Genomic DNA, 14,201 nt, shown 5'->3' with positions numbered 1-14,201 from the left:
CTGCGGGCCAGCACCATGACTGAATCAGCGAATGGAAAGCGCCGGCTCACCACAGGAGAGGGCATGGCGGCCGAATTCCCCCATTCACTCCCCGGGATCCGGACAGAAGTTGTTGTTTTCGACAACTCCGACCAAATGGTCCAATCCCTCGGCAGCCACGATGAGGCCCTGAGGTTCATTGAGGAACAGTTCCCCGACGTCAATTTCCACGTCCGCGGCAACGAGCTTTCCATCAGCGGACCAGTCCGCGACGTGCCCCGCATCATGCGGCTCCTGCACGAGGTCCGTGGCCTGGTGGCCCGTGGCAGCGTGATCAGCCCCGCCGTGCTGCAGCAGCTGGCGGCCCTGCTCCGGAGCCAGTCCACGCAGAACCCCGTGGATGTCCTCACCCACGACATCCTCTCCAGCCGCGGCCGGACCATCCGGCCCAAGACGCTGAACCAGAAGAACTATGTTGATGCCATTGATGCCAACACCGTGATCTTCGGGATCGGCCCCGCCGGTACCGGCAAGACGTACCTGGCCATGGCCAAAGCCGTCCAGGCGCTGCAGCAGAAGGAAGTCAGCCGGATCATCCTGACCCGGCCGGCTGTTGAGGCGGGGGAGCGGCTGGGCTTCCTGCCAGGCACCCTCAGCGACAAGATCGACCCCTACCTGCGGCCGCTCTACGACGCCCTGCACGACATGATGGATCCCGAATCCATTCCCCGCCTGATGGCGGCCGGGACCATCGAGGTTGCCCCGCTGGCCTACATGCGCGGCAGGACCCTCAATGACGCCTTCATCATCCTGGACGAGGCACAAAACACCACTCCCGAACAGATGAAGATGTTCCTGACCCGCCTGGGCTTCGGTTCCAAGATGGTGGTCACGGGCGACGTCACCCAGGTGGACCTGCCCTTCGGCACCCGCTCTGGCCTGCGGATCGTTGAAGAAATCCTTAAGGGCATCGACGACGTCAACTTCTCGGTCCTGGACGCCACGGACGTGGTCCGGCACAAACTGGTGGGGGACATCGTCAACGCCTACAGCAACTGGGACGACATCCAGCGCAGCCGGGTCAAGCAACCGGCCGGCAGCCAGCGGCGGGGGGACAGCGCATGAGCATCGAAGTGAACAACGAATCCGGCATCCAGGTGGACGAAGCCAGCCTGGTGGCGCTGTCCCGCTATATTTTTGAGCAGCTGTACATCCACCCCCAGGCGGAGCTTTCCATCCTGCTGGTGGACGAGCCCGCCATGGAAAAGCTGCACATCGAACTGATGGACGAGCCCGGTTCAACCGATGTCCTTTCCGTCCCCATGGACGAGTTGACCCCCGGCACCCCGGGCCGGCCCACGCCACAGGGGATGCTCGGCGACATTGCCATCTGCCCGCAGGTCGCCACGGTGCAGGCCAAAAACGCCGGCCACGGGCTCGCAGACGAGATGCTGCTGCTGACCACCCACGGCATCCTGCACCTGCTGGGCTACGATCACGCGGAGCCTGAGGAAAAGACGGAAATGTTCGGCCTCCAGCGTGAACTCCTGACCGGCTTCACCGGTAGAGAAGCACCCGCCGAGACCACCCAGTGACGCCACTGCTCCTGGTGGTGATGGCCCTGGTGTTCCTGGGCGTCGCCGCCGTGCTGACGGCAGCCGAGGCGGCCTTCAACTTCCTGCCGCGCCACGACGCCGAGGAAGCACTGGTGCGGAGCCGCAGCAACGCCATGCGGAAAATCCTCGCCGAGCCCGTGGCCCACATCCGGGCCCTGCGCTTCTGGCGGATCTGGTTCGAGATGGCCTCCGCCGTCGCTGTGGCGGTGCTGCTGTACAGCGTCCTCGACAACGTCTGGCTGGCCGGCCTGGCAGCCACGGGCATCATGGCCCTGGTGGGCTTTGTGATTGTCGGTGTTTCGCCCCGCCAGCTGGGCCGGCTCCACTCAGGCGCCGTGGTCAGGTTCACCGCCCCGATGATCCGCTTCCTCACCTGGGTCCTGGGACCCATTCCCGGTTGGCTGGTGGCCCTGGGAAGCGCCGCAGCACCCGGCGCCCCGGGCGGGGACGAAGCCTTCTTCAGCGAACAGGAATTCCGCGAACTCGTGGACCGGGCCAGCGAATCCGACATGATCGAGGACACGGAGGCCACCATGATCCAATCGGTCTTCGACTTCGGCGACACGTTGGTGCGGGCCGTTATGGTTCCCCGCACGGACATCCTGAGTGTCGACGCCGGATCCACACTCCGCCACGCCATGTCCCTCTTCCTGCGCTCCGGGTACTCCCGGATGCCGGTGATCGGCGAAAACAACGACGACATCCTGGGCATCATCTACCTCAAGGACGTGGCCGCCGTCCTGCACGAACTCGCCCCGGGTGAGGAACCACCGCTGGTGGATTCGCTGACCCGGGAGGTACGGTACGTTCCCGAATCCAAGCCGGTCAGCGACCTGCTGAGTGAACTGCAGAAGGAATCCACCCACGTGGCCATCGTCATCGACGAATACGGCGGCACCGCCGGGCTGGTCACGCTGGAGGACCTGATCGAGGAAATCGTCGGCGAGATCGTTGACGAGTACGACACTGAAAGTGCTGAAGCGGTGGAACTGGGTGACGGCTCCTACCGGGTCAGCGCCCGGATGAGCATTGATGACCTTGGCGAACTGTTCGACATCGAACTCGATGACGATGAAGTGGACACCGTCGGCGGTTTGCTGGCCAAAGCACTGGGCCGCGTGCCCATCGTGGGCAGCGCCGTGGAAGTCCACGGCGTCGCCTTACGCGCAGACCGGCTTGAGGGCCGGCGGAACCGGGTCAGCCACATCATTGCGGCACCGGTACCAAAGATAGACACTGACCTTGAAGACCTCCTCGAAGAGGCGGAAACAACCCAGCAGGGAGTTCCACGTGAGCAAGAAAATTAAAGCCGGCGGCGACGAGGAATTCGGCGGCTTCCGGGCCGGTTTTTCCGTCCTGGTGGGCCGGCCCAACGCCGGAAAGTCCACCCTGACCAACGCCCTGGTAGGCAAGAAAGTGGCCATCACCTCCGCCAAACCGCAGACCACACGGCACACCATCCGCGGCATCGTCCACCGGGAGGACGCCCAGCTGATCCTGGTGGACACCCCGGGCCTCCACCGGCCCCGGACCCTGCTGGGGAAGCGGCTGAACGACCTCGTCGCGGACACCCTGTCCGAGGTGGACGCCATCGGGTTCTGCCTGCCCGCCAACGAGAAGATCGGTCCCGGCGATAAATTCATTGCCGCGCAGCTCGCTGCCCTGGGCAACAAACCGATCATCGCGATCGTGACCAAGGCCGACACCGTCGACCGGCAGGCCCTCACGGAGCAGCTCCTGGCCGTCGCGGCCCTGGGACGTGAAGTTCTCGGCGAGGACGGCTGGAAGGACATCGTCCCGGTGTCGGCAACTGACGGCTTCCAGGTGGAAACCGTGGCCGACGTGCTGATCGGCCACATGCCGCCCTCGCCCCCGCTGTACCCGGACGGGCACCTGACTGACGAGCCCGAGGCCGTTATGGTGGCTGAACTCATCCGTGAGGCAGCGCTGGAGGGTGTCCGCGACGAACTGCCGCACTCCCTGGCCGTTGTGGTGGAGGAGATCGTTCCCCGGGAAGGCCGTTCCGAGGACAGCCCGTTCCTTGACGTCAGGGTCAACCTGTACGTGGAGCGTCCCTCGCAGAAGGCCATCATCATCGGCAAGGGCGGCGCCCGGCTCCGCGAAGTGGGCACAAACGCCCGCAAGGGAATCGAAGCCCTGCTGGGCACGCGCATCTATCTTGACCTGCACGTGAAGGTGGCCAAGGACTGGCAGCGGGACCCGAAGCAGCTGGTCAAGCTGGGCTTCTGAGCCGGCAGGACCGGTGCCGCCGCGGGGCGGTCCGGCGTTTTCCCAGACTGGGCCACTAAAATGGGCCGGATTTTGTTTTTAGAGGAAGGTTCATCACGTGGGGCGAGGCCGCGACAAGCAGGACAACGGCGCTGACAGTGCTGCCGGAGCTGGACCTGTGTCCCGCCACTCAGATGCTTCGGCCGCTGGCGCTGGCGCTGCCCGGCACCTGGGACCCATCCGCCGGATGCCCATCTGGCTGAAGGCGGTCACTGCCGTCCTGGCGGTTGTGCTCGTAGGTGGCCTGGCCTTCGCCGGGTTCTGGTTCTTCCGGCTGCAGAACAACATCTCCAAGGCGCCCCTGAACGCCGGCGGCGGCAGCACCGAAGGCCAGGTTGATGACGCCAAGGGCAGGATGCAGATCCTGATCCTCGGTTCGGATACCCGCGACGGGAAAAACGCCGACTACGGGACAGCGGACCAGTCCACCGGATACGGGAACTCCGATGTGATGATGCTGATGGACATCTCCGAGGACAATAAGCGCGTCAGCGTGATCAGTTTCCCCCGCGACCTCCTGGTGGACATCCCGGAATGCACTGACGAGGACACCAAACAGACGTATCCGGCCCGCAGCGGCGTGATGATCAACGAAGCCATGGCTGAAGCCGGGATCGGCTGCGCAGTGGACACCGTCAACAAACTCACCGGCATGGAAGTGGACCACTTCATGATGGCCGACTTCAACGCGGTGAAGGAACTCTCCAACGCCGTGGGCGGCGTCGATGTCTGCATCAGCGACGCCGTCTACGATCCGGACTCCCGGCTGCGGCTGCCTGCGGGCACCTCCTCCGTAGAGGGCGAGCAGGCCCTTGCATTCCTCCGGACCCGCCACGCGTTTGCCGACGGCGGGGACCTCGGCCGGATCAAGGCCCAGCAGGGTTTCCTCTCCTCCCTCACCCGGAAGATCAAGGACGAAGGCACCCTGACGGACCCCGTGCGGATGCTGAAGATCGCCGACGTCGTCACCCAGAACCTGACGGTCGACCAGGGCCTGGGATCAGTTCCCACCCTGCTCACCATCGGCAACCGGCTCAAGGACATCGACGTCGGAAAGGTCGCCTTTGTGGCGGTCCCCACGGGGCCTGCCGCGTCTGATCCGAACCGGCTCGAAGTGGCTGAACCCGCGGCTTCGCAACTCTTCTCCGCATTGCGCAAGGACGTGGACCTGACGGATCCCACCGCGCCCACGTCGCCGTCGGCCAGCCCGTCCGCGGAGCCCAGCACGGCCCCGACGGAAACAGCCCCTGCCGTGGCGCCGTACGACAAGGCCCTGCAACCCGTCGCGCTGGCCAACGGCACCGGCGTCCCTGGCCGGGCGCAGGAAATTGTGCAGGCCCTGGTCGCCGGCGGATTCACCCAGTCGACCTTCTTTGACGCAGCAGTGACCGGCCAGACCGTGGTTTACTACGGGGCGGACTTCGCCGATGTGGCCGCTGATACGGCGGCCCTGCTGGGCATCCCCGCCACACAGCTCGTCCCGTCAACCAACGTCTACGGCGTGCAGGTGGCCCTCGGCAGCGACTTCCCCTCCGGCGTTACCTACGGTGCCGGCACCGCCCTCCCGGACGACATCGTCAGCCAGACCGCCGGTGACGCCGTGTGCCAGCAGGCAAACCCGGAGCTGATCGTCCGCTGACAGCGGTCCCGGCTTCCGGCGGCGAACGCCTCCGACGGTGCCGTTCACCCGTAAATCAGCTCTACGTCTTCCGAAGCATGCTCCCTACCTTGCCGGCTCCCACTCTGGGGTGCCGTCTGTTAAGTCGGCGCCCAGGGGCGGCGTCGTCACAAGGGCGGTGACTCCTTGTGCCTCAAGTTCATCCACAACAACGCGAAGCATTGTCTCTCCCATGGCCCGGGGGAGTTCACCTTTGGTGTCCAGATATGCCAGCGGTCCGTGAGACGTGAGGTAGACCGGCGACGAGTAATTCGGCGTGTATTCATTTGTGGTTTCCAGCGCAGAGTCGGTTAACTCATTGCCCTTGCTGTCGATGTGCATGCACCGTTCCATGGCGATATGGAGGGCCTCGGCAGCCTTGTCTGTTTGATCGGTGATGATAAGGAAGAACGGCGATGGACCTTCCCACCCATCCCAATCCCGTGAAATGGATCCTTCCTCAGTCTGCCGGTCAAAGATGCCTGGGGCTACCGTCACGTTGGCGATTCCGTCCCCCGGTGTTGTGTTAATCGGCGCACCGCACGCCGCGAGCAAAGCCGCGCAGGCCAGGAGCGCAAGCATCGTCTCAACGGTTGCGATCCGTGTTTTTCGATTCGTCGCCAAAACTATGGCCTTCGCCGCGCGGCATTCCCTCATCCGGGAGGACACTGTTCTCCTCCCTCTTGAAATGCTGTAAACGAGTCGCCCGCTGCCATGCCGAAAGCGTACAGGGTCGTGGTGTGCCGGGACAGAGCAACAGGACTGGCCAGGTGGGATGCTGCCGCGATACGTCAGAGCCTGGCACAGCAGATGCAAGCGGGTTTAAAAGCGGAAGGTCCCGTCCCAAGGGGGACGGGACCTTCCGTGGAGAGCTACCAGATGTTGACGCGCTCGGCCGGCGGCATCCACATGCCGTCGGCTTCGGTGACGGTGAACGCGTCATGGAAGGCGTCGAGGTTCCTGGCGATGGCATTGGTCCGGAACTCGTTGGGGGAGTGCGGGTCCGTGGCCAGGCGCCGGACGGCCTCCTCGGTCCGGATGACCTGCCGCCAACCGGCAGCCCAGGACGCAAAGAAACGCTGCTGCCCGGTCAACCCGTCCAGCTCTTCGGGCTCCTGGCCGTCCAGGCTGATGTGGTAGGCCTTGTAGGCGATGGCAAGGCCGGCGAGGTCGCCGATGTTTTCGCCCAGGGTGAGCCGGCCGTTGACGTTGTGACCCGGCGCAGCCGTCGGGGACAGTTCGTCATACTGGGCCACGAGTTTGGCGGTGAGGGCTTCGAACGCCTTCCGGTCCGCGTCCGTCCACCAGTTCCGCAACGCGCCGCCGCCGTCAAACTGCGAACCCTGATCATCAAAGCCGTGGCCGATCTCATGGCCGATAACGGCCCCGATGCCGCCGTAGTTCACGGCATCATCGGCGTCGGCGGTAAAGAACGGCGGCTGGAGGATGGCGGCCGGGAAGACGATTTCGTTCATCATCGGGTGGTAGTAGGCATTCACCGTCTGCGGTGTCATCAGCCATTTAGTGCGGTCCACGGGCTTGCCCACCTCGTCCAGGTGCCTGTCGACGTCGGCGTTGTGCGCACGCTCCACGTTGCCCAGCAGGTCCGCCGGATCAATCTCCACAGCGGAGTAGTCGATCCACTCGTCAGGGAAGCCGATCTTGGCCCGGAAGCCCTCAAGCTTCCGCAGGGCCTCTTCCTTGGTCTCGGCGCCCATCCATCCCACATCCTGGATGCTTTGGCGGTACGCCTCGATCAGGTTGGCCACGAGGGTCTGCATCCTGGCCTTATGGGTTTCCGGGAAATGCCGGGCCACATAGATCTGGCCCACGGCTTCGCCGAGCGCACCTTCCACAACACCCACGCCGCGCTTCCAGCGGTCCTTGTTGCGCGGCGTCCCACTGATGGTGGTGCCGTAGAAGGCGAAGTTTGTGTCCACAAAAGTACTGGAGAGATACGGTGCGGCCGCGCTGACCACACGCATCGCGAGCCAGTCCTGCCACGCCTGCAGCGGCTCGGATTCCAGCAGCGCCGCTGCGCCCACAAAAAAGTCAGGGGTGCTGACCACAATCTCTTCCCGTTTGGCGGCGTCGATGCCTGCAGCGTCAAACCAGGTGGCCAGGTGCGGGAAGAGGGCAGCGGATTCACCGGCGGTCTTCAGGTTGTATGTTTTCTGCGGGTCCCGCAGCGTGACGTTGTCCCAGTGGTGCGAAGCGAGGAGGGTTTCCAGTTGCACCACGCGTCCCGCGGCAGTTGCTGCGTCCGCCACTCCGGCCAGTGCCAGCATGGCCTGCACATGGTCCGTGTAGGCGGCCACCATGGGCGCGAATTTTTCCTCGCGGTAATACGATTCGTCCGGCAGGCCCAGCCCGCCCTGGCCGGTGTAGAGCAGGACGCGGTCCGGGTTGCCGGCGTCGGGTGCCGGATAAATGTAGAACAGGCCTCCGACGTCCGCGCGGAACAGGCGCCCCGCCAGGGCGATCAGGTCGGCTGCGGAGTCCGTGGCATACACATCGGCGAGCCGCTGGCGGATGGGTCCGATGCCCTTGGCTTCTGCCGCGGCCTCATCCATGAAGCTGGTGTAGAGGTCCCCGATCTTCCGCTCGATGCCACTGGCGGCGGCGCCCTTACCTGCCGCTTCCTCAATGATGGCGCGGACGGCGAGCTCTGAACCGTCCCGCAATGCGGTGAAGGTGCCTTCCAGCGGACGGTCGTCCGGGATTTCCGTTGCCTTGAGCCAGGTGCCGTTCACATGCTGGTACAGGTCATCCTGCGGCCGGACTGTGTGATCAATGGTGGAAAGGTCGATCCCCGATGTGGGCACTGAAACTCCTTTTGACGAAAGCGCCGCAGCCGGACACCGGCGGGCGTCTGCATGCTGGACGTTACGGACGGTGGTGCTCTTTCATCTTACGCACCCGTGTTACGCTCAAATGGTGCGTGCAGAGCTCCTCCTTCTTAGCTGCCGCGGCGAGGCCTCAGACGCTGTCTAGCGCAAGGCCCATCCTCGCCGCGGAGTCTGTGTTGTCCGGCCGTCCTTTTGAAAAGACCACAGAAAAGGCCCGATCGTAATGCATAACGCACAAAAAACCTCAGGAATGCCGGCCCACCGCTACGCCCCGTTCCAGGACCTCATTACCGTTGAACTGCCCGACCGCACCTGGCCGGACAAGGTCATCACGGCAGCACCGCGCTGGTGCGCCGTGGACCTGCGAGATGGCAACCAGGCCCTGATCGATCCCATGAGCCCTGCCCGCAAGATGAAGATGTTCGATCTGCTGGTCCGGATGGGCTACAAGGAAATCGAAGTCGGTTTCCCGTCCGCGTCGCAGACGGACTTCGACTTTGTCCGCCAGCTGATCGAGGGCAACCACATCCCGGAGGATGTGACCATCCAGGTCCTGACGCAGGCCCGCGAACACCTGATCGAGCGGACCTACGAGTCACTGGTCGGTGCCAAGCAGGCAATCGTGCACCTCTACAACTCCACCTCCGTGCTGCAGCGCCGTGTGGTGTTCAACCAGGACCAGGACGGCATCCTGGACATCGCGCTGCAGGGCGCGCGACTGTGCAAGAAGTACGAGGAAACCCTCGTGGACACGCACATCACTTACGAATACTCACCGGAATCCTTCACCGGCACCGAGCTGGAGTACGCCGTCCGGGTGTGCAACGCCGTCGCCGACGTCTTTGAGGCCTCCGCGGACAGCCAGGTCATCATTAACCTGCCTGCCACGGTGGAAATGGCCACGCCCAACGTTTACGCGGATTCAATCGAGTGGATGAGCCGCCACCTGCACCCGCGGGAGGGCATCATCCTGTCCCTGCACCCGCACAATGACCGGGGAACCGGCGTGGCCGCCGCCGAGCTGGGTTACATGGCCGGCGCGGACCGGATCGAGGGCTGCCTGTTCGGCAATGGCGAGCGGACCGGCAACGTGGACCTGGTCACCCTGGGCCTGAACCTGTTTGTGCAGGGCATCGATCCCATGATCGACTTTTCCAACATCGATGAAGTCCGCCGCACCGTGGAGTACTGCAACCAGCTGCCCGTCCCCGAGCGTTCCCCGTACGGCGGCGACCTGGTCTTCACGGCGTTCTCCGGCTCGCACCAGGACGCCATCAAGAAGGGCTTCGAAGCCCTGGAACGTGACGCCGCTGCTGCCGGCAAGGCTGTGGCGGACTACTCCTGGCAGGTTCCGTACCTGCCCGTTGATCCCAAGGACCTGGGTCGCAGCTACGAGGCAGTCATCCGCGTGAACTCCCAGTCCGGCAAGGGCGGCGTGGCGTACCTGCTGAAGAACGAGCACAGCCTGGATCTGCCCCGGCGCGCGCAGATCGAGTTCTCCGGCGTCATCCAGCGCCAGACCGACACCGTTGGCGGCGAGGTCAGTGGCGCCCAGCTCTGGAAGGTCTTCCAGGACGAGTACCTGCCGTCCGGGCAGTCCGACGGCCAGTGGGGCCAGTACTCGCTGGGCAAGGTCAGCACGGAAACGGACGCCGACGGCGGCATGACCCTGCACGCCTCACTCACCGTTGACGGCGTGGAAGTCAGCCGGACGGGCACCGGGAACGGGCCCATCGCCGCGCTGCTGTCCATCCTCCGGGAAGACGGCGTGGACGTCCGGGTCCTGGACTACAGCGAGCACGCGCTCTCCGAAGGCGGCAACGCCATGGCCGCGGCGTATGTCGAAGCCGCCGTGGGGGAGCGGGTCCTCTGGGGTGTTGGCATCGACGCCAACACCAGCATGTCCTCGCTGAAGGCCGTCATCTCCGCCGTCAACCGCGCCGTGCGGGACGCCCGGGCCTGATCCTGAAGCTGTGCCGCCGGATCCGTCCGGCGGCACAGCCGCACCCCCCTAAACGCAGGGTGCCCGCGCCCGTACACGCGGGGCACGCGGGGGATGGGAAGATGGAGTGTGGCCCAACAGTCTTTCGCTTCCCGGGCGTACCGGGATGAAGCAGTGGTGCTCCGTACCCACAAGCTGGGCGAAGCGGACCGCATCATCACTCTCCTGACCAAACACCACGGCCAGGTCCGTGCCGTGGCCAAGGGCGTCCGCCGCACCAGCAGCCGTTTCGGCGCGCGGCTGGAACCCTTTATGGTCGCAGACCTTCAGCTGGTCGCGGGCCGCACCCTGGACATCGTCACCCAGGCCGTGGCCAAGGGGGCCTACGGCGGGAACATCGCCGCCGACTACGGCCGGTATACGGTGGCGGCGGCCATGACCGAGACCGCCGAAAAACTCACTGATGTGGACGGCGAAGCCGGGACTGCGCAGTACAACCTCCTGGTGGGCGCCCTGGCATCCCTGAGCCGGGAGGACCACGCCGCCGGCCTGATCCTGGACTCCTACCTGCTCCGGGCGCTGGCCACCGGCGGCTGGGCGCCGAGCTTTACCGTCTGCGCACGCTGCGGCAGGCCGGGACCCCACACGGCATTCTCGGCACCGCTTGGCGGCATGGTCTGCGCGGACTGCAGGCCGCCCGGTTCCCCCGCGCCGGCTGCGGAGACCGTGATCCTGCTGGGCGCCCTGCTCACCGGTGACTGGCCCACCGCGGACGGTTCCGCCGCCGTGCACCGCCGCGAAGCCGCCGGCCTGGTGGCCGCCTACCTGCAGTGGCACCTTGAACGAGTCCTGAAATCCCTCAAGCATGTGGAGCGTACCTGACAGTGGCCCTGGGCAAAAAGCACCCCACCACCCGCCGGCGGACCCAACCGGTCATCGCCCCGTACCCGCACCCCTCAGGGGCGGTGGCCCCGGCGATCCCCGCCGAATTTGTGCCCCGCCATGTGGCCATTGTTATGGACGGCAACGGGCGCTGGGCAAACCAGCGCGGGCTGCCCCGGATAGAAGGGCACAAGGCGGGCGAACCCGCCCTGCTGGACGTTATGGCCGGTGCCATTGAACTGGGCATCGAATACGTCAGTGTCTACGCGTTCTCCACAGAGAACTGGCGCCGTTCCCCGGAGGAAGTGCGTTTCCTGATGGGATTTAACAAGGACGTGCTACGCAGGCAGCGGAACCAGCTGGATGAGTGGGGCGTAAGGGTGCGCTGGTCCGGCCGCCGCCCCCGGCTGTGGGGCTCCGTGATCCGCGAACTCGAGGATGCCGAGGAGTTCACCGCCGGCAACAGCACCTGTACGTTGAACATGTGTGTTAATTACGGTGGCCGGGCCGAAATCACGGACGCCGTGTCCGCGATTGCCGCCGAGGTTGCCGCCGGCCGGCTGAAACCCGGTGCCATCACTGAGCGCACCATCCAGAAGTACCTGGACGAACCGGACCTCCCCGACGTGGACCTATTCCTGCGCAGCTCGGGGGAGCAGCGGCTCTCCAACTTCCTGCTGTGGCAATCCGCGTATGCCGAGTTTGTTTTTATGGACACCCTCTGGCCGGACGTGGACCGCCGCACCCTGTGGACCGCCGTCGAGGAATACGCCCGGCGCGACCGCCGCTACGGCGGCGCGGTGGATGCCGCGAAGCCGGCCGGCCATCCATAGCAGCAGATAGCAGCAGCGGCTTAAATGCCGGCTGACCCATAGGCGCGGAGCCAGCGGGCCAGCCTCGCATAGGCGTCCGCGCGGACCTTCTCGGGTGACAGGAAGACATCATGCAGTGCGCCCCCAATCTTCTCCACCGTCACCGTGGTGCCCAAGCCGAAAGCGCGGGCGCCGATGGCATGCACATCCAGGACAGCGTCAGTGCGCCGCATTTCCTCCGACCAGACCATCCCGTTGGCGCTGCCCTGCGATAACAGCACCAGCACCGGAACATCAAGCCGCAGGCCCTTTGCCACACGGGCTTGCCCGGCAAGGATGGCGCTCAACCAGCCGGCCCTCACAGGGAAGGCCATGGGCGGCCGGTAAGCGTCGTCAAGGTCCCATTCGCCTTCGGCCGAGCTGCTGATGGTCCGCCAGTAAAACCCACGCTCCGGCAGCCGCAGGACTGTTTCCGGCCGGCGCCGGGCCAGCGGCCCCACCAGGCCCGATGCGGCGCGCCGGACCAGGTGGCTGCCGTGCATTTCCAGCCAGGGGCTGTTGAGGACAAGACCGGAAAGTGCTTCGGGATTCCGGCTGGCCCACAATGATGCCACCAGGCCGCCGGTGGAGTGGCCCATCAGGGTCAACGGCCCGGCCGCCCCGTCCGCCCGGATCAGGTCCCACGCCCGGCTTATTTCGGGGTCGTAGTCGGCCAGGTCGGCGACGTAGCCGCCGGGGCTTCCCGGTTGCAGGCTCCGGCCGTGGTTGTGCATGTCCAGTGCGTAAAACGCGTACCCGGCCGATTCCCAGAAGCGGGCCAGGTCCGTATTAAAGAAGTAGTCGCTCCAGCCGTGCAGGAACAGCACCGCAGCCTTCGGGTTCCGACCCGGAGCGGGCGTGGCCGGCCGGTACCTGATGAGCGTGGCGGTGCGTGCCACGCCGTCCGGTCCGGCGGCGGAAAAGGGCCGGGAGGTGAATTCCGGTCCCAGGAAGTCCTGTTGCCATGCCATGGGCCCATGCTATTGCGTCACCCGTTTGGTCTGGGCCGCCGGAGACGGAAAACTAGAGGCATGCGCGTTTATCCCACATTCTTCAAGCTGGCATTTTCCTGGATGGACGCCGAGCGCGCCCACACGATCGGCTTCAAAGCCATCAGGCTCGCGCACACCACCGGTGCCGGGAAGGTCCTGCAGAAGTTCACGGCCCCCGCGGCTTCACTCCAGACCACCGCGTTCGGCCTGACGTTCCCGTCCCCGTTCGGCCTGGCTGCCGGGTTTGATAAGGAAGGCCACGGCATCGAGGCCCTGGCTGAACTCGGTTTCGGCCACGTCGAGGTGGGAACCATCACCGGCCAGGCGCAGCCCGGCAACGAGAAGCCCAGGCTCTTCCGCCTGGTTCAGGACCGCGCGGTGATCAACCGGATGGGCTTCAACAACGACGGCGCCGCCGCCGTGGCTCCCCGGCTCAAGGCGGCACGGGCTGCTTTGCAGCGCCGGCATCCTTCGGTGCGCCCGGTCATCGGCGTCAACATCGGCAAGACCAAAACCGTGGAACTCGCGGAGGCCGTGGACGACTACCTGGTCAGCGCCCGGACGTTGGCGCCGGTAGCCGACTACCTGGTGGTCAACGTCAGTTCTCCCAACACTCCCGGCCTCAGGCTCCTCCAGGACGTGGAAACCCTGCGCCCGCTGCTGACGGCTGTGGGCGACGAAGCAGACAGGGCAGCCGGGCGGCACGTTCCGCTGCTGGTGAAGATCGCCCCGGACCTGAGCAACGAGGACATCGATGACGTCGCCCGGCTGGCGCTGGACCTGAAGCTCGACGGCATCATCGCCACCAACACCACGATCGCCCGGTCCGGGCTCAGCACCCCGGCGGACCAGGTGGAGGCCCGCGGGGCGGGCGGACTGTCTGGCGCTCCGCTCAAGCAGCGCTCCCTGGAAGTCCTTCGCCGGCTCAAGGCTGCCACCGGTGATGCACTGACCCTGGTCGCCGTCGGCGGCGTCGAAACAGGCCAGGACGTCCAGGACAGGCTCGATGCCGGCGCAACTCTGGTCCAGGGCTACACCGCGTTCCTCTACGAGGGGCCCTTCTGGGCTGCCGGCGTCAACCGGCACCTGGCCAGGAACCGCCGCCGCTGATTCCCGGCCCCAGCCCGGGTCCGGCTTAAAAAGA

Annotated in this window: 12 protein-coding genes; 9 read left to right on the top strand and 3 right to left on the bottom strand. The window is 65.5% G+C overall.

The window, feature by feature from the left end; genetic code table 11:
* Positions 1 to 15 precede the first annotated feature (15 nt).
* The 5 genes from QRN07_RS03385 (at position 16) to QRN07_RS03365 (ending at position 5,523) form a co-directional block, all read left to right on the top strand.
* Complete coding sequence (locus QRN07_RS03385; protein ID WP_050684696.1) at positions 16 to 1,104, top strand: PhoH family protein; 1,089 nt, start codon at positions 16 to 18, stop codon at positions 1,102 to 1,104.
* Positions 1,101 to 1,574: an rRNA maturation RNase YbeY gene (gene ybeY / locus QRN07_RS03380; protein WP_050684697.1), complete on the top strand. Its 474-nt coding sequence runs from the start codon at positions 1,101 to 1,103 to the stop codon at positions 1,572 to 1,574. The genes QRN07_RS03385 and ybeY overlap by 4 nt, the downstream gene beginning before the upstream one ends.
* Positions 1,571 to 2,902 carry a hemolysin family protein gene (locus tag QRN07_RS03375; RefSeq protein WP_056598231.1) on the top strand — a complete coding sequence of 444 codons (1,332 nt, stop codon included), beginning with the start codon at positions 1,571 to 1,573 and terminating at the stop codon, positions 2,900 to 2,902. Before ybeY ends, QRN07_RS03375 begins: the two co-directional genes overlap by 4 nt.
* Positions 2,886 to 3,845, top strand: a complete 960-nt coding sequence (gene era / locus QRN07_RS03370) for a GTPase Era (protein ID WP_056598233.1) — start codon at positions 2,886 to 2,888, stop codon at positions 3,843 to 3,845. Before QRN07_RS03375 ends, era begins: the two co-directional genes overlap by 17 nt.
* A gap of 97 nt (positions 3,846 to 3,942) precedes the next feature.
* Entirely contained in the window at positions 3,943 to 5,523 is a 1,581-nt protein-coding gene (locus QRN07_RS03365; protein ID WP_285240320.1) for an LCP family protein, read from the top strand.
* An 84-nt stretch (positions 5,524 to 5,607) separates the two neighbouring features.
* Here QRN07_RS03365 and QRN07_RS03360 read toward each other — a convergent pair whose 3' ends face one another.
* A complete protein-coding gene (locus QRN07_RS03360; protein WP_285240319.1) occupies positions 5,608 to 6,210 on the bottom strand; it encodes a hypothetical protein in 603 nt (200 codons plus the stop codon).
* Between the two features lie 203 nt (positions 6,211 to 6,413).
* Positions 6,414 to 8,366 carry a M13 family metallopeptidase gene (locus QRN07_RS03355; protein WP_285240318.1) on the bottom strand — a complete coding sequence of 651 codons (1,953 nt, stop codon included), beginning with the start codon at positions 8,364 to 8,366 and terminating at the stop codon, positions 6,414 to 6,416.
* 247 nt (positions 8,367 to 8,613) lie between these two features.
* On the opposite strand from QRN07_RS03355, the gene leuA reads away from it, so the two are divergent.
* From leuA to QRN07_RS03340, 3 genes are all read left to right on the top strand, one after another.
* Entirely contained in the window at positions 8,614 to 10,353 is a 1,740-nt protein-coding gene (gene leuA, locus QRN07_RS03350) for a 2-isopropylmalate synthase (protein ID WP_285240317.1), read from the top strand.
* Positions 10,354 to 10,461: 108 nt separating this feature from the next.
* The gene (recO, locus tag QRN07_RS03345) at positions 10,462 to 11,214 is read left to right on the top strand and encodes a DNA repair protein RecO (protein WP_050684704.1); all 753 of its coding nucleotides are present in this window, start codon (positions 10,462 to 10,464) and stop codon (positions 11,212 to 11,214) included.
* Positions 11,215 to 11,216: 2 nt separating this feature from the next.
* Positions 11,217 to 12,047 carry an isoprenyl transferase gene (locus QRN07_RS03340; RefSeq protein WP_050684705.1) on the top strand — a complete coding sequence of 277 codons (831 nt, stop codon included), beginning with the start codon at positions 11,217 to 11,219 and terminating at the stop codon, positions 12,045 to 12,047.
* Between the two features lie 20 nt (positions 12,048 to 12,067).
* Here the strand turns inward: QRN07_RS03340 and QRN07_RS03335 are convergent, their stop codons facing one another.
* Positions 12,068 to 13,036, bottom strand: coding sequence for an alpha/beta hydrolase (locus QRN07_RS03335; RefSeq protein WP_050684706.1), 969 nt, complete (start codon positions 13,034 to 13,036; stop codon positions 12,068 to 12,070).
* A gap of 60 nt (positions 13,037 to 13,096) precedes the next feature.
* On the opposite strand from QRN07_RS03335, the gene QRN07_RS03330 reads away from it, so the two are divergent.
* The gene (locus tag QRN07_RS03330) at positions 13,097 to 14,167 is read left to right on the top strand and encodes a quinone-dependent dihydroorotate dehydrogenase (RefSeq protein ID WP_050684707.1); all 1,071 of its coding nucleotides are present in this window, start codon (positions 13,097 to 13,099) and stop codon (positions 14,165 to 14,167) included.
* Positions 14,168 to 14,201: the final 34 nt, after the last annotated feature.

Origin of the sequence: Pseudarthrobacter sp. MEB009 (assembly GCF_030208875.1) — a bacterium.
Lineage (GTDB): Bacteria > Actinomycetota > Actinomycetes > Actinomycetales > Micrococcaceae > Arthrobacter.
The sequence above is the reverse complement of the archived record's forward strand: the minus strand, read 5'-3'. Positions and strand labels throughout refer to the sequence as shown.